Origin of the sequence: Streptomyces sp. S3(2020), assembly GCF_013044505.1 — a bacterium.
Lineage (GTDB): Bacteria > Actinomycetota > Actinomycetes > Streptomycetales > Streptomycetaceae > Streptomyces.
On the sequence record NZ_JABERD010000107.1, the window covers coordinates 1 to 15,117 of the forward strand.

Here is a 15,117-nt window from a genome sequence, read left to right on the forward strand (position 1 = left end):
GGACATGGGTCCTCGGAGCGCCCGACGGAACCCGGGATGTTCGGGCGCTCCGAGGACCCATGTCCTGCCCCGAAGCCTCGCCGGGCCCTGCCCCCTGGCCGTTCGTGGCGCCCGGCGAAACCCCGGAAGCCCTCGTGCTCCGCGAGGCCGAGGGCTGCTGGCCGGACGTCTCGGTGGCTTCCGTGTTCCGTCGGCCCGGTGCGCCCGGTGCGCCCGGTGCGCCCGGTGTGACCCCGGTCGCCCTGGCGGCCCCCGCGGCACGGCCGCTCGGGAAGCCCGCCGGGTCCCCAGGGGTCCGGGGCGGCGTCACCGTCATCGGGTTGCCGCCTCCTCGGCGCGGTCGGGTACCGGGGCCGGTGTCGCCGTGGGCTGCTTCGAGTCGTTGCCGACCAGGGCCCACCAGGCCGCGAGGCCGAAGCACACCGCGGTCAGTACCGTCGAGGGTCCGCCGATGTCGGCGTAGGCGAAGTCGGTGAGCTGCCAGACCAGGAAGCCGCAGGCGACCAGGCCGCAGTCGAGCCCCGGACCGGACCGGCGTACCCGCGCCAGCCCCCGCAGCCCGCACACCAGCAGGGCCAGCCAGCCGCCCGCGAGGGCGAGGAGGCCGATGAGGCCCTGTTCGGCGAGGATCAGGAGGTACATGTTGTGCGGGGAGAGCAGCGGCTGCTTGCGGAAGGCCGCGCCCGCGCCCTCGGTGTCGCTGCCCGCGGACAGCGCCAGCGAGGCGTGCGCGTCCCGGTGTTCGGGGAATCCCTTCAACCCCACGCCGGTCAGCGGCTGTTCACGCCACATGCCGACGGCCGCCGCCCACATGGTGTACCGGTCGGTGACGGACTGGTCGGGCGCGTCGGTGACCTGCGTGATGCTGCTGATCCGCTCCTGGAGCATCGCCGAACCGACCCCGAAACCGCCGACCAGGATCACCCCCAGCGCCGCCACCACGGCCCCCACCTTTAGTGCCCGCCGCAGCCCGGCCAGCACCAGCTGCACCGTGCACGTCACCGCCGTGGCGATCCACGCCCCGCGGCTGAAGGACAGGGCGAGGGGGATCAGCAGGGCCAGCGCGCAGCACGCGGCGATCACCCGGTGCCGTACCGGGGTCCGACCCAGCGCCAGCCCCACCGCGCACACCAGCCCGAAGCACACGACCGTCGCCATGCCCATCACGTCCTGCGCCCCGAAGGTGCCGACGGCACGGATCTCCTGGCCCTGGTACGAGGCACCGGTCCCGGTCAGGAACTGGTGCACCCCGATCGCCCCCTGCCACAGGGCGAGCCCCACGAAGGACCAGGCCAGGACGCGGAAATCGCCCCGGCCCCGGATCAGCAGCAGCACCGCGGCCGGGACGAGGACGAAGAGCTGGAGATAGCGGCCCATGCCGGTGATCCCGGCCCCCGGCGAGGCGGCCCCCGCGGCGGCGATCGCCAGCCCGAGCACCGGCAGGCCCAGCACCACGGCCGCCGTACGCGACAGGGGGCGCCGCCGATCCCGTACCAGGAGGATCCCGCAGTACAGCACCACCAGCGCCGAGACCGCGTCGGCGGGCCCCGCGCCCCCCTCGCCGCCCGGTCCGATCGGCAGCCCCAGCAGGGCGATCACCGCCACCACCGGGAGCATCGGCGCGTATCTCCGGACGTGGTCCATGCTCAACTCCCCGTCGGACGCACGAGCGTGGCGGCGGTGCGGGCCAGGATGCAGATGTCCTGCCACAGCGACCAGTTGTCGATGTACGCGTTGTCGAAGCGGGCCCGGTCCTCGATGGAGGTGTCGCCGCGCAGGCCGTGGATCTGGGCGAGACCGGTGATGCCGGTCTGCATGCGGTGGCGGGCCGCGTATCCGGGGTACGTCTGGCTGAAGTTCGCGACGAAGTACGGGCGTTCGGGCCTCGGCCCCACCAGGCTCATGTCGCCCCAGAAGACGTTCCAGAGCTGGAGCAGCTCGTCCAGGGACGTCCTGCGCAGGAAGCGGCAGAACCACGACATCCGGCGTTCGTCCGCCACGCTCCAGCGGGTCGCCGACTCGTGCTCGTCGACCGGGCGGTGGGTGCGGAACTTCAGGAGGGTGAAGGGGCGGCCGTCCTTGCCGATGCGTTCCTGACGGAACACCACACCGCGGCCGTCGGTCACCCGCAGCACCACCGCGCACACCAGCAGCAGCGGGCTGACCAGCAGCAACAGGGTCCCGGCCACCAGCACGTCCAGCACCCGCTTGCCGAAGCTGCCCCGCCGCCGGCCCCCCATGTCGAGGCGGCGGCAGGCGAATCCGGCGAGCTGGTCACGGGAGGCGTACGACGGGGAGTCCGCGTCGACCTCCCACACCGCGCAGCCCGACTCGGCCAACGCCCGTAGCAGCGGCCCCTGTTGGGAACGCACGGACGGATGCACGACCAGGACGTCCCGTACGCCGTTCTGGATGAGCGCCCGCTCGACCTCCTCGCCGGCGGTCAGCACGGGCAGGCCCTCGCTGCCGTCCGGCTTCTCGGCGACGACACCCACCGGGCGCACCCCGCAGCGCGGGTGGCGCAGGATGCCCGCGGCCACGCGCTGCGCGGTCGTCGCGGGGCCGATGACGAGGGCGGCGCGCGGCCGGTTCAGCGAGGCCGTGCGGCGCCGCCAGTGCACGGCTCCGCGGGCCGCGCAGGCCGCCGCCGACTGGAGCAGGAAACCGAGGGCGAGCGTGTCGGCGGGCAGCGCGTGCTGCGGGGCGTACGCGGCGACCAGCGCGCCGAGCGCCAGCCAGGACACCGCGATCCGGCCGCAGACGGCGGGCAGTTCGTCCAGGACGCCCGGCACCGCGCGCGGCAGGTGCGGGCGCAGCAGCATCGAGGCGGAGGCCAGCAGGGCCGCGAGCAGCGGGTGGTGCGCGGTCCCGGTGAGCGCGAGGGCGCCGAGCAGCGCGGCGGCCAGGTCCGCGGCGAGCAGCGGCACCGGCGAGGCGGGCCGGGGCTGCGGACGGCGGTGCGGGAAGCGGAACCCGCCGGCAGCGCCGCGCGACGGGATGACCGAGACGGGCGAGAATCCGTGATCCCGTGGCTGCCCGCCGGGCGAGGGGACGGTACTTTCGGCGGTCACGAGTGGATGGACTCCCTGTACTCGGTAGGCAGGGCAACGGACTTGGCTGCGGTGCCGAGCAGTTCGCGGTACAGACCCGCCACCGCCTCGGTCGTGAGCCGCACGTCGTGCGTGGACAGGACGTGGCGGCGCCCCTGATGGCCGAGCGACTCGCACAGCAGGGGGTCGAGCAGCAGCTCGGCGACGGCGGCGGAGAGCGGCGCCGGATTCCCCGGCGGTACCAGGCAGCGGGGTGCGAGATCAGGCGGCAGGCTCTCCCGGGCGCCGTCCACGTCGGACATCACGACCGGCCGCCCGCACGCCATCGCCTCCAGCGGGGCGAGCGCCATGCCCTCCCAGCGCGAGGGCAGGACGACCAGGTCGGCGGCCTGGTACCAGGGGGCGGTGTCGGTGACGGCCCCCGCGAACAGCACCGACTCCGGTGCGCGCGCGGCGAGTCGGGCGCGGTCGGGTCCGTCGCCGACGAACACCAGCCGGGCCCGCGGCACCCGCTCCCGCACGGTGTGCCACGCGTCGAGCAGGACGTCCTGCCCCTTCTGCCGGCACAGCCGTCCCACACACACCACGAGCGGGGCCTGCGGATCGACGTCCGGCAGCAGCGACGCGCGTACGGTGCCCACGGCGGCGGGGTGGAAGCGGGCGGGGTCGATGCCGTTGGGGATGACGCTCCACCGCCCGGCGATCCCGGCGCGTACGCCGGTCGTGCGCTCCGCACCGCTCACGCACACCACCCGGGAGGCCCAACGCGCCCCCCACCGCTCCCACTTCAGTGCGAGTGCCGCGGTGGCTCCGCCGACCGCCTCGAACGACCAGGCGTGCGGCTGGAACACCGTCGGCACCCGGCCGCGCACCGCGAGCCGTCCGGCCAGACCGGCCTTCGCACTGTGCGCGTGCACCAGTTCGGGCCGTACCTCTTCGATCACCTGGGTGAGGCGCCGTACCTCTGCGACGAGCGACGGTCCCGGCGACCGTGTCGCCCGCCACCGCCGTACGTCCGCCCCCAGCTCCCGCAGCCGGTCGGCGAAGGCGCCGTCCGGACAGGCCACCGAGACCTGGAGCCCGGCCGCGAGCTGGGCTCGCACCAGGTCCGTCACGACCCGGGCGACCCCGCCCTCCACGGGCTGTGTGAGGTGAAGGACCCGTGGCCGAGGGTCGGTTGCTGACTGGTGCATTGCGCGGTTTCCTCGCTCACGGATGGCACTCGGGACGGGCGGGAACGCGCCTCACTGCGCGTCGACGGCGACGAAAAGTGCGCCGGCCCACGCCGCGTCCCGCTGGGAAACGAGCCGGAAGGCCAGCTGGTCACCACCGGGCCGCAGAGCCGTGCCGAGATCGAACACGTCGGAGTCGTAGCCGAGGGTGTTCGCATACGAGGGGACGCGCTGCGAGGGGGTCGATCCGGGCTCGCTGATCGTTGAATTCAGCACATCTGTACGGGGGTTGGCGGAGTCGGTGAGCACGGTGGGTGCCCTGCGGCCCGTCGCCCCGGTCGAAAGGGTGAGCGAGTCACCCGTACGGCCGCGGTCGCCGTCGTAGGCGACCAGTCCCGCCCGTCCGGAGGCGCCCTTCGGGAAGCCCAGCTTCTGGATCCGGATCTCCTGGGCCGACCCGAGGGTGTCGAAGCCGTCCCACAGGGCCAGCCGGCGCAGCGGTTCCGCCGCCTTCTCGTACGCCACCACCAGCGTCCAGCCGCCCCAGGAGCCGGCCGCCGACTTCCCCATCGCCACATTGACCTGGGCGACGGTGTAGAGGCCCGAACCACTCTCCCGGACCAGCTTGGTGACGTCCGCCGAGGCCTGGAAGGCGTCCGCGCCCCGGGCCACCCGATGGCCGACCAGGGTGTCCGCGAGGACTTCCTTGTACTGGCCGCCGGGCTCCGCGATCAGCACCCGGCCGTTGTCCTTCGGCGGCTTCTGCTCGCCGACGCGGAGATTGCCGCCCCAGTACAGCCGCGCGTACGTGGCCCGGGCGCCCTCGGGCAGCCGGACCTCCGCGCGGGAGGAGTTGTAGGTGTTCGGGTCGGTGTCGACGTCGACGTAGAACATGTCGAGGTCGCCGTTGACCGCGGTCCTGCCGTCCCGGACGGCGGGGCAGGAGGGCTGGGCCGTGCCCGCCCGGCAGCTGATGGAGGCGTTGGCCGCGCGGACCATCCCGCCGTGCTGGAGTGCGCGGAACCGTTCGGCGAACGGCAGCCGCCCGGCCTCGGGGGAGGGCGGGGCCGCGAGGGCGCCACCGGGGGCCCAGATCGTGGCGAGGGCGAGGGCTCCCACCGTCGCGCGGCGCAGCAACGGGCGCAGGGAATGGCGCATGACCGGGTGGACCTTCCGGGAAAAGGTGCGGGGTCAGGAGGTGGCACGCCCACGTCGTGGTGCCAGGGCGTCATGAGTGCGATTTGCTGGCTATAGGGGTGCGTCAAGAGGTCCGCAACTCTAGCTGCTATCCGTATTAATACGTCGAAACCGGGCAAGTGTGTCGGAATGGTGAAGTCGGGCCTCTCGTGAGATCACCCCATTGGCGGCACAACCCGCGCGCGCCCCGCGCGTTGACACAGCGCCGGGCATCCCCGCCCGGGTGTTTGTGTCAACCCCCAAGGAGCACCTCTCCATGTCGCGTATCGCGAAGGGCCTGGTCCTTACCTCTGCCGCCGTCGCGGCCGTCGCCGGCGGTGCCGGCATCGCCGCCGCCGACAGTGGCGCGAACGGCACGGCCGCCCACTCCCCGGGCGTGCTGTCGGGCAACGTCGTCCAGGTCCCGGTCCACGTTCCGGTCAACGTCTGCGGCAACACCGTGAACGTCATCGGTCTGCTGAACCCCGCCTTCGGCAACACCTGCGTCAACGACTGACGTCCGCGCGCAAAGCCCTTTGCCGGCCGCCCTCCCGTGGTTCCCCCACGGGAGGGCGGCCGGTTTGCTTGCCCCGAATGGGGGGTGGGGGCGGCGGCATGGTGAGCGGGCCCCGACATGCCGTCTCACCAGGGGTGACGTCCGAAGCCGGTGATTACGGAGCGATTCCGCTCGGTTGCGGAGCGCAGTGAGCGCTTTCACGGTGGGCACAAGATCAACCCACACCGAAAGGGATCCTCCATGCGTGCTCTGTCCGCACGACGTCTCGCGTCCGCCGCCGTCACCGCCACCCTCCTCATCGGGATCACCGCACCAGCCGCGGTCGCCGTCGACAGCGAGTCGAAGCGCGAGCGCGTAGAGGAGGCGGCGAAGGCGCCTCTCCCCGGCGTGGACGGGCTCCTCGCGCAGACCAAGACCCTGGGCGACCTCGGGGGCCTGCTCGCCCCGGTCACCGACGTGCTGAACGCCGTGCTCAAGGCCGACGACGGGCAGATCTCCCCCGACCTGGCGACGCAGCTCCTGGACGCGCTCAAGGCGGCCATCGCCAAGATCCTCGCGGTGGTTCCGGTGCCCGTGCCGGTGCCGCTGCCGACCGACCCGCCGGCCACCACCGTGCCGACGACCCCGCCGGCCACGACCACGCCGGAGGCCCCGCTGCCGCTGCCCGTGCCTGTGCCGCTGCCGGCGCTCCCGCTGCCCGCGGACAAGAGTGCCGACGACGCCAAGGCACCGTCCGCCGACGCCGTCGGTGACGCGCTGACCGCTCTTCAGACGGCGGTCAGCGAGCTGCTCGCGGCGGCCACCTCCGGCGACCCCACCAAGGTGGTCCCGGCCGCCACGGCGGTGGTGAGCAGTCTCCTCAACGCCATCCTCGCGCTGCTGCTGGGCGGCGGACTCCCGCTGCCGCTCCCGGTGGACCTGCCGGTGCCGGTGCCGCCCGTGCCGCTCCCGCTGCCCCTGCCCGCCTCCTGAGGCGAAGCAGTCGTCACCCCAGCCGTTGTGCCGGTCGAACGGACCGGCACAACGGCTGTTCTGTTTTCCTATTGCTTTTTAATAGCCCCCGGGAATCCCAACGGGTGGGTTGCAGAAACTTTCTGCGTACGGGGTTTCCGGGCCGGTCGGGGATCGTTAGGCACGGCGTCAGAATTCTCCCTGGTGACGTGAGTTGCCGAAGAAAGGAACACGATGAAGTCCCTGAAGGCTGCCGCTGTTGTTGCCGGTACCGTGGCCCTCGCCGGTGCCGCCGCGCCCGCGTTCGCCTACAGCCCCGCCGACGTCACGCCCACCAGCCTCACCGGCGCCGTGAACTCGCTCACCAGCGGTCAGCTCGCCCCCGCCGACGTGATGCCGCTGCAGCACCAGTCGAACGCGCTCGACACCGAGAACAAGGACTCCGTGCTCAACACCGTGAAGGGCGCGACCGCCACGCTGAACAACAGCGGTCTGATCGGTGGCCTTCCGCTGGGTGGCTGACGTATCGCTCTCGTCGAAAGGGCCGGTTCCGTGGCGCACGGAACCGGCCCTTCGCGCTGTTCCTCGTGCTGTTCTTCGCGCTGTTCGAGGGCGCGTCCCTCGTTCGTGTGGACCGTGTGCGGGGCATCGCCCGGTCGGGTGAGAACGGGCCCGGTGGTGTTCCGGCCCGTCGATATGGTCGCGCGGTGACCTCAACCCGAAGCGAAACCCGCCCCTTCAACGCCGCCGACCTGGGCACGCTCGTCGTCATGGCCTGGAGCGGCGATGCCCCCGACGGCCACATGCCCTACCTCCTCGCCTACACCCTCGGGGACGCCGCGGCCGGACCGGAGGCCTCCACGGCCGCCGTCGAAGCGCTGCTGGAGAACAACGGCCTGCCCGTCGGCGGCGACCTCGTCGACGGCAACGCCCGCTCCAGCCTGCCGGTCAGCCTGCTCGTCGAGGCGGGTACGGCCGTCGTCAACATGCCCGGCTTCAACGCCCAGTGCACCCCGCCGGCCGAGTGGCTGGAGGCGGTGGCCGAACGAGGCTTCGCCTACTTCGTGTTCACCACCCGCCCGTGGCCCGAGGCCGAGCCGGGCAAGCCCATCGAGCCCGAGGCGCTGGCCGAGTTCGCCGGTGCCGACGACACCCTGAACGCGGCCGCGCACATCGTCCTCCCGGCCCGCAGCCTGCGCGGCTGATGACACGGACCGCGGGCGGCAGTCGCGCGTTCGCCGTACTGCTGGTGATCACGGGGGCCGCCGGACTGCTGGCCTCCTGGGTCATCACCATCGACAAGTTCAAGCTGCTGGAGGACCCGGACTTCACCCCGGGCTGCAGCCTGAACCCCGTGGTGTCCTGCGGCAGCGTCATGCAGAGCGACCAGGCCTCGGCCTTCGGGTTCCCCAACCCGATGCTGGGCCTGGTCGCCTACGGCATCGTCATCGGTGTGGGCATGAGCCTGCTGGCCGGCGCGCACTTCCCCGGCTGGTACTGGATCGCCTTCGACGCGGGCTGTCTCTTCGGCGTCGGATTCGTGTCCTGGCTGCAATTCGAGTCGCTGTACCGGATCAACGCCCTGTGTCTGTGGTGCTGTCTGGCGTGGGCCGCCACCATCCTCCTGTTCTGGTACGTGACGTCGTTCGTCGTACGGAACCAATTCCTGCCCACGCCGGGCTGGTTGAGGTCCTTCTTCGGTGAATTCACCTGGGTCGTCGCGGTGTTGCACCTGGGGATCGTCGGAATGCTGATCCTGACCCGTTGGTGGGACTTCTGGACGAGCTGACAATTCAGCGGTCGTACTACTGCGGCAGTCGGGCGAATCTTGCACTGGTGCCTGTTCCAGGATCGTTACGCGGTACGGACGTTGAGCCACTGAATCCGGAAAGGGACCGTACCTGAGATGAAGTCGACCACCCGAGGAACCATTGCCGCCGTCATCACGGGCGTCGCGGCTGCGATGGGTGCCGCCGCGACCCCCGCCGCCGCGGTGGACACGGTCCCCGTCCCGGTGCCGCTGGACGGGATCGAGAAGTCCCTCAACGTGGAGCTGCCCAAGGTCGGCGGCGAGATCCCGCTGCCGATGCCCGGCGCGCCCGAGGGCCCGCAGTACGTCGAGGGGCGGCTCCTTCCCGAGCGGGTGATCCCGCAGCTGCCGGTCAGCGGTGGACTGCCCGGCGCGGGTCTGCGCGCACCCCTGCCGCACCTCCTCGGCGACGACTTCGACCACGTCGGCGTCGGCGCCCCCGCCTCCGACCTGCGCACGCTGGCCCCGGGCCTGACCCTGGACGCCCCGCTGACCGCGCCGAACGCCGACAACTTCGGCCTGCCGGAGCCGAAGCTGCCGCAGGTGGGCGTTCTCACGCCGGTCCTGCAGACCGTGCCGGCCGCGGACCTGGTGATGGGCCCCGGACTGTAGGGCCGCCGTTCGCTCCCAGGAGCCCGCTCGGACCATCGGACGGTGACCGGGCGGGCTTCTTCGCGGTTACCGCTACGGATCAACCGAACCGGACGAGGAGCACACGATGGTCGTCAGTGTCGGCGGAGTGGCCGTGGGGGCGGTGGGCGCGGAGCCCGGGGTGGACAGCCAGGCCAGACCGGGCTCGGCCCGGGGCGGGCGGCGGGATGTGCTGCGGGGCCTGCTCGCCGGGGTCGGCGCCCTCGCGTTCGCCCCGCTCGTCGCGGCCTCCCGGCCGCCGCGCAAGGGGGACGACCCCGGCGCGCTCGGCTTCGAGGAGACGTACCGGGGCCGTCGTGTCCACGGCGTCAGGACCTCCGCGGGTCGCGCTTCCGGCGGCGCCCGGTGGTACGTCACCGTCGACGGCCGGCCCCTGCATCTGATGCGCCGGGCCGACGGCACCTGGCTGAGCATGGTCGACCACTACCGGTCCTACGACACACCTCTCGACGCGACCCGCGCCGCCGTCGACGAGCTGAGGCCGGGGCAGCAACTGCGCGAGACACACATGGGGGGACACCATGGCGTACATCCGTAAGGACGCGAGCACGCTCACGAACGCCGAGAAGCGGCGGTTCGTGAACGCGATGCTGGAGGTCAAACGGCGGGGAGAGTACGACGAGTTCGTACGGACGCACATCGACTTCTACGTCACCGACGGCGAGGGCGGACTCCGTGCGGCCCACATGACGCCGTCCTTCCTGCCCTGGCACCGGCGCTTCCTGCTGGACCTGGAGCGGGCGCTGCGCCGGGTGGACCCGTCGGTGACCGTGCCGTACTGGGACTGGACCAAGGACCGCGGCGCGAGCTCGGCGCCCTGGACCAAGGACCTGCTGGGCGGCACCGGACGGTCCTCGGACCGGCAGGTGATGACCGGGCCGTTCGCCTACGCGGGCGGCAGCTGGACCATCAAGGAGGGCGTGACCGACGAGGAGTACCTCACCCGGGACCTCGGGCGCGTCCGCGATCCGATCACGCTGCCCACCAAGGGCGAGCTGGAGTCGGCGCTCGACGACCCGGTCTACGACGTCCCGCCCTGGGACTCGACGGCCACGAAGGGGTTCCGCAACCGGCTGGAGGGGTGGGGGAGCGGGCGCGGACAGGTCGCCTGGCGCAACCACAACCGTGTGCACCGCTGGGTCGGCGGTGCCATGGTGGGCGGCGCGTCCGTCAACGATCCGGTCTTCTGGATGCACCACGCCTTCGTCGACCTCCAGTGGTACCGCTGGCAGCGGCGCCACCAGGGCACCCGCTATCTGCCGGCGAAGCCGCCGGCCGTCGGGAGCGCCCAGTACCGGCGGATCGTCGCGCGGCACGAGAAGATGCCGCCGTGGGACGTGACGCCGGATTCGCTGGAGGACGTGAGCGCGATCTACCGGTACGCCTGACCCGGTCGTGGACGACGAGGCGGGCACGCGGAAGGGCCCCGGCGCTCGGAGTGCCGGGGCCCTTTCGGGTTGACCGAGCGTCAGCTGCCGTAGCCGTAGGCGCTCTTGTCGTCCGGGCCGTCGCTGACGTTGGCGCACGAGTTGCCGAAGGCCGGGTTCAGCAGGCCGACCAGGTTCGCGGTGACGCCGCACACGTTGACCGGGACGTGGACCGGGACCTGGACGACATTGCCGGACCCGACGCCGGGCGAGTGGGCGGCCTCACCCTGGGCGCCCGCGTCCGCCATGGCCATACCGGCGCTGCCGAGCGCCACGGCGCCGGCGCCGAGGGCGACTCCGGCAGCCTTCGCGATGCGAGACATCACGTTCTCCTTAGTGAATCGGTGAGCACGACAGCAGGACTCGCCGCCGCACTTCCCGTTCAACGCCGCCACCCACGGCTGGTAACGGCGATCATGTGCGGATCACCCTTTTTGAAGAACGGGAGCCGACCGGCACCGCGGGGAAGGCGCCGGGGGGAAAGCACCGGGGGGACGGGAAAAATCCCTTGGCTCCGGGCGAGAGCCCTCAACTAGCCTCCCGGCATGGCTACCGACCGACTCATGCGTCTGTTCACCGACGAGACCCGGGTGCGCGCCTTCGCGGCGGTGGCCCTGGGCGCGGAGACCTCGGAGGAGGTCGCGCGGGCGGCCGGGCTGTCCGCCAAGGAGGCCGCCCTGGCGCTGCTGAAGCTGCGGGAGCAGGGCGTGGTGACCTCCGGGGACGGCGCCGAACTGCGCGTCGCCCACGAAGTGTTCCGGGAGGCCGCGCGTGTGGAGCGGACGGAGCCGGCCTCCGAGGACCCCGCCTCCGAGGACCCCGGCTCCCGGGACGAGCGCACCTTGCGGACCTTCGTCCGTGAAGGGCGGCTGGTCCGGCTGCCCGCGCAGTGGACCCGTAAGAAGCTCGTCCTGCGGTACATCGCCGAACAGACCTTCGAGCCGGGCGTCGAGTACCCCGAACGGGCCGTCGACGAGAAGCTGCGGGGCTGGTGCGAGGAGGGCGACGTCGATCATGTGACGCTCCGGCGGCATCTGGTGGACCTGCGCCATCTGCACCGGAGCGAGGGGATCTACCGACGGGCCGCCTGAGCCTTCAGGGCAGCTGCCGTACGGGTGAACCCGCCAGGTAGGCCCGGATGTTCTCGACGGCCTGGCCGTAGTACGTCCGGTAGTTGGCCTGCGACACATAGCCCAGGTGCGGTGTGGCCAGCAGGCGGGGGGCCGTGCGCATCGGATGGTCGGCGGGCAGGGGCTCGACGTCGAAGACGTCCACGCCGGCTCCGGCGACACGGCCCGCGTGGAGTGCGGCGAGGAGGGCGTCCTGGTCGACGATCGCCGCGCGGGAGGTGTTGACGAGGTACGCCGTCGGCTTGAGGAGGGCGAGTTCGGCGGGGCCGAGCAGCGCGCGGGTGCGGTCGCTCAGGGCGAGGTGGACGGAGACGAAGTCGCTGTCGCGCAGGAGGTCCTCTTTGGAGGGGACGAGTTCGACGCCCACCTCGTCGGCGTACTCCTTGGTGAGGTTCTGGCTCCACGCGCTGACGTGCATGCCGAACGCGAGACCGATCCGCGCCACCCGGCTGCCGATCTTGCCGAGCCCGAGAAGACCGAGCCGGCGGCCGTGCAGGTCGGCGCCGACCGTGGACTGCCAAGGGCCGCCCGAACGCAGGGTGTTGCTCTCCTCGACGATCCCGCGGGCCAGGCCGAGGAGCAGCGCCCAGGTCAGTTCGACGGGCGGGGTGGAGGAGCTGGCCGTGCCGCACACGGTGACGCCGTGCGCCTCGGCGGCGGCGTAGTCGATGACGCTGTTGCGCATACCGGAGGCGACGAGCAGCTTCAGCCGGGGCAGACGGGCGATGAGGGAGCCCGGGAAGGGCACCCGCTCCCGCAGGGTGACCACGATGTCGAACCCGGCGAGCGCCTCCGCGAGCGCGTCCTCGTCGTCGAGGTGGGTGTCGAAGCCGACGACCTCGACGTCGTCCGCGACCGGTGACCAGTCGGCGACCTCGGTCGCCACCCGCTGGAAGTCGTCGAGCACAGCACAACGCAAGCGCAACGTCGGTCCTCTCGCTGTCCTTCTGTCCTTCTGTCCTTGCACGGTCCTTCATGGCCGAGAAGATCGACTGTACGCCGCGTACGGCAAGGGGATTCGGCTGCCCAGGGAAGAGGGCACGCGATTCCGGAGCCGGGGATGAAAGCGCTCCACCCGGCTGAAGACGCACAAAAGGTCGGGGGTATTTTCGGGCGACTTCCGGACCCCGGACAGCGGGTCCCGGGGGAGGGGCGGCGCGCTGCCGTGCGCGGCCGGACACGCTCCGGCCAACAAAAAAGCCCTCCCGGAGGAGAGCGAGAAAAAAAGGCGCCCCCGGCAGGACTCGAACCTGCGGCCAAGCGCTTAGAAGGCGCCTGCTCTATCCACTGAGCTACGGGGGCCGGTGTGGTGGCCTCGTGCGTGGTGCCCGGGTGTGGGCTGATCCGTGACGTTGCCGGGGACAAGGATAGGGCTCCCGGATCCTTGTCCCTGCTGCTTCGCCTCCGTGGCTCAATGTGGAGGTTCAGTGAAGCGGTCCTGATAATCGCAGGCAGGTACGAATCGTGCATCGCTTTTGGCGTCTCACGCCCCGGGTGTTGTGCACTCGTTATGCCTGGACTGTGCCGTTGTCCCAGTCGTCCCTTCCGTCCCCTTGTGTTCTATCGGCGCGCAGACATGCTCATATGCTTCAGAAATCCCCTAAAATTGGGCATTCTTCGCATGTGGTGACCTTGGACGTACGGCCTCAGCTGCTCGACGCACTCTCCGCCCTGCGCGACCGTGTCGCCGCCGCACGCTTCCCGCTGCCCCTTGCGGGGGCTCCACGCGCGCGTGCCAACCGCGACGAACTGCTCGCCCAGCTCGACGACTACCTGGTGCCCCGGTTGAGGGAACCCGAAGCGCCCTTGCTGGCCGTCGTGGGGGGTTCCACGGGCGCCGGCAAGTCGACCCTCGTCAACTCCCTTGTGGGCAGACGGGTCAGCGAGGCGGGCGTACTGCGGCCGACCACGCGGACGCCCGTGCTGGTGTGCCATCCGGAGGACCATCACTGGTTCAGCGGAATGCGCGTACTGCCCGACCTCACCCGCGTGTGGGTGCCGCACCAGGACGTCAGCGACGAACTCCTGCTGCCTGGCGAGGATCCCGCGCGCGTGCTGCGCGTCGAGACCGCCGACACCCTCCCGCCCGGCCTCGCCCTCCTCGACGCACCCGACATCGACTCCCTCGTCGCCGGCAACCGCACCCAGGCCGCCGAACTCATCTGCGCGGCCGACATCTGGGTCATGGTCACCACGGCGGCCCGGTACGCCGACGCCGTCCCCTGGCATCTGCTGCGCACCGCCAAGGAGTACGACGCCACCCTCGTGACCGTCCTCGACCGGGTGCCGCACCAGGTCGTCTCCGAGGTCTCCCGGCAGTACGGGGCGCTCCTCACCAAGGCCGGACTCGGCGAGGTACCGCGCTTCACCGTGCCCGAACTCCCCGAGTCGGCATGGGGCGGCGGGCTGCTGCCGGCCACCGCCGTCGCACCGCTCAGGACCTGGCTCGTCCACCAGGCCCAGGACCCGGCCGCCCGCCGGCACACCCTGGCCCGTACCGCCCACGGCGTCCTCGACTCGCTCAGGACCCGGATGCCCGAGCTGGCCGGCGCCGCCGCCGCCCAGTACGCGGCCGCCCTGCGGCTCACCGCCGCCGTCGACGGGGCCTACGACAGCGAGCACACGCGCGTGCGGGGACGGCTCCAGGCGGGCGCCGTACTCGCCGGGGACGCGCTCAAGCGGTGGCGTGCCTTCCCGCTCGACTGCTCCGCCGGCGAACTCCTCGACGCGCTCGTGGAGAGCCTCGCCGCGCTCCTGCTGTGCGCCGTCAGCGCCGCCGACGAACGCGTCGACGAGGCCTGGCGGCGCGAACCGGCGTCGGACGCCCCCGAGCTGACCGGCCGGGACCCGGCCCTGGAGAGCGCCGAACACCGGATCGGGATGGCCGTACGACGGTGGCGGCGCGAGCTGGAGGAGTTCGCCGAGGAGGAGGTGCGCGACCTCGACCGCAGTGTCGCGCCCGACCCCGAGGTGATCGCCGCGCTCGTCGCCACCGCGCTCCTCGGCGGCCGCCGGGCGCGCTCCGCGGGTGAGGGGCTCGCCGAGCGGATCGGGGCGCACGGCGCGCTCAGGCTGCGCGACCGGGGCGGGCGGCTGCTCGCCGAGCACCTCGACCGGGTCGTCCACACCGAACGCGAGCGCCGCCTCGCGCCGCTCGACGCCCTCGACGTACACCCCGAACCCCAGGCCGAACTCATCGCCGCGCTGTCCGTACTGCAGAAGGAGAGGTGACC

General features: G+C 72.0%; 16 protein-coding genes and 1 tRNA gene. 10 read left to right on the plus strand and 7 right to left on the minus strand.

Going from position 1 to position 15,117, the window contains the following annotated elements; genetic code table 11:
• Positions 1 to 312: 312 nt before the first annotated feature.
• Genes HLK59_RS29045 through HLK59_RS29060 form a run of 4 tightly spaced genes read right to left on the minus strand, consistent with a single transcriptional unit; the run spans position 313 to position 5,380 of the window.
• Positions 313 to 1,644, minus strand: a complete 1,332-nt coding sequence (locus HLK59_RS29045; RefSeq protein WP_171144504.1) for an O-antigen ligase family protein — start codon at positions 1,642 to 1,644, stop codon at positions 313 to 315.
• Between the two features lie 2 nt (positions 1,645 to 1,646).
• Positions 1,647 to 3,071 (minus strand): exopolysaccharide biosynthesis polyprenyl glycosylphosphotransferase, encoded by a 1,425-nt coding sequence (locus HLK59_RS29050; RefSeq protein ID WP_171144505.1) that lies wholly within the window; start codon positions 3,069 to 3,071, stop codon positions 1,647 to 1,649.
• Positions 3,068 to 4,243 carry a glycosyltransferase gene (locus HLK59_RS29055; protein ID WP_171144506.1) on the minus strand — a complete coding sequence of 392 codons (1,176 nt, stop codon included), beginning with the start codon at positions 4,241 to 4,243 and terminating at the stop codon, positions 3,068 to 3,070. The genes HLK59_RS29050 and HLK59_RS29055 overlap by 4 nt, the downstream gene beginning before the upstream one ends.
• Before the next feature lie 51 nt (positions 4,244 to 4,294).
• Positions 4,295 to 5,380: a DUF3344 domain-containing protein gene (locus HLK59_RS29060; protein WP_171144507.1), complete on the minus strand. Its 1,086-nt coding sequence runs from the start codon at positions 5,378 to 5,380 to the stop codon at positions 4,295 to 4,297.
• Between the two features lie 295 nt (positions 5,381 to 5,675).
• Here HLK59_RS29060 and HLK59_RS29065 point away from each other — a divergent pair, with 295 nt between their 5' ends.
• The 8 genes from HLK59_RS29065 (at position 5,676) to HLK59_RS29100 (ending at position 10,715) form a co-directional block, all read left to right on the plus strand.
• Positions 5,676 to 5,915, plus strand: a complete 240-nt coding sequence (locus tag HLK59_RS29065) for a chaplin (protein WP_171144508.1) — start codon at positions 5,676 to 5,678, stop codon at positions 5,913 to 5,915.
• A 240-nt stretch (positions 5,916 to 6,155) separates the two neighbouring features.
• Positions 6,156 to 6,887, plus strand: coding sequence for a hypothetical protein (locus HLK59_RS29070; RefSeq protein WP_171144509.1), 732 nt, complete (start codon positions 6,156 to 6,158; stop codon positions 6,885 to 6,887).
• 213 nt (positions 6,888 to 7,100) lie between these two features.
• A complete protein-coding gene (locus tag HLK59_RS29075) occupies positions 7,101 to 7,388 on the plus strand; it encodes a hypothetical protein (RefSeq protein WP_171144510.1) in 288 nt (95 codons plus the stop codon).
• Positions 7,389 to 7,573: 185 nt separating this feature from the next.
• Positions 7,574 to 8,071: a DUF5949 family protein gene (locus HLK59_RS29080; protein WP_171144511.1), complete on the plus strand. Its 498-nt coding sequence runs from the start codon at positions 7,574 to 7,576 to the stop codon at positions 8,069 to 8,071.
• Positions 8,071 to 8,655, plus strand: coding sequence for a vitamin K epoxide reductase family protein (locus HLK59_RS29085; protein ID WP_171144512.1), 585 nt, complete (start codon positions 8,071 to 8,073; stop codon positions 8,653 to 8,655). The genes HLK59_RS29080 and HLK59_RS29085 overlap by 1 nt, the downstream gene beginning before the upstream one ends.
• A gap of 117 nt (positions 8,656 to 8,772) precedes the next feature.
• Positions 8,773 to 9,288 carry a hypothetical protein gene (locus HLK59_RS29090; RefSeq protein WP_171144513.1) on the plus strand — a complete coding sequence of 172 codons (516 nt, stop codon included), beginning with the start codon at positions 8,773 to 8,775 and terminating at the stop codon, positions 9,286 to 9,288.
• Positions 9,289 to 9,394: 106 nt separating this feature from the next.
• Entirely contained in the window at positions 9,395 to 9,865 is a 471-nt protein-coding gene (locus HLK59_RS29095) for a tyrosinase family oxidase copper chaperone (protein WP_171144514.1), read from the plus strand.
• On the plus strand, positions 9,849 to 10,715 hold the full coding sequence (locus HLK59_RS29100; RefSeq protein ID WP_171144515.1) for a tyrosinase family protein: 867 nt from the start codon (positions 9,849 to 9,851) through the stop codon (positions 10,713 to 10,715). Before HLK59_RS29095 ends, HLK59_RS29100 begins: the two co-directional genes overlap by 17 nt.
• Positions 10,716 to 10,795: 80 nt before the next feature.
• On the opposite strand, the gene HLK59_RS29105 is transcribed toward HLK59_RS29100, so the two are convergent.
• Positions 10,796 to 11,077 carry a chaplin gene (locus tag HLK59_RS29105; RefSeq protein WP_171144516.1) on the minus strand — a complete coding sequence of 94 codons (282 nt, stop codon included), beginning with the start codon at positions 11,075 to 11,077 and terminating at the stop codon, positions 10,796 to 10,798.
• Positions 11,078 to 11,299: 222 nt separating this feature from the next.
• Between HLK59_RS29105 and HLK59_RS29110 the strand changes: the two genes are divergently transcribed.
• Positions 11,300 to 11,845, plus strand: coding sequence for a DUF2087 domain-containing protein (locus HLK59_RS29110; protein WP_171144517.1), 546 nt, complete (start codon positions 11,300 to 11,302; stop codon positions 11,843 to 11,845).
• Positions 11,846 to 11,849: 4 nt separating this feature from the next.
• Here the strand turns inward: HLK59_RS29110 and HLK59_RS29115 are convergent, their stop codons facing one another.
• On the minus strand, positions 11,850 to 12,809 hold the full coding sequence (locus HLK59_RS29115; RefSeq protein ID WP_171144518.1) for a D-2-hydroxyacid dehydrogenase family protein: 960 nt from the start codon (positions 12,807 to 12,809) through the stop codon (positions 11,850 to 11,852).
• Positions 12,810 to 13,113: 304 nt separating this feature from the next.
• A tRNA-Arg gene (locus tag HLK59_RS29120) sits at positions 13,114 to 13,186 on the minus strand.
• A 321-nt stretch (positions 13,187 to 13,507) separates the two neighbouring features.
• Between HLK59_RS29120 and HLK59_RS29125 the strand changes: the two genes are divergently transcribed.
• The gene (locus HLK59_RS29125; RefSeq protein ID WP_171144519.1) at positions 13,508 to 15,115 is read left to right on the plus strand and encodes a dynamin family protein; all 1,608 of its coding nucleotides are present in this window, start codon (positions 13,508 to 13,510) and stop codon (positions 15,113 to 15,115) included.
• Positions 15,116 to 15,117 lie beyond the last annotated feature (2 nt).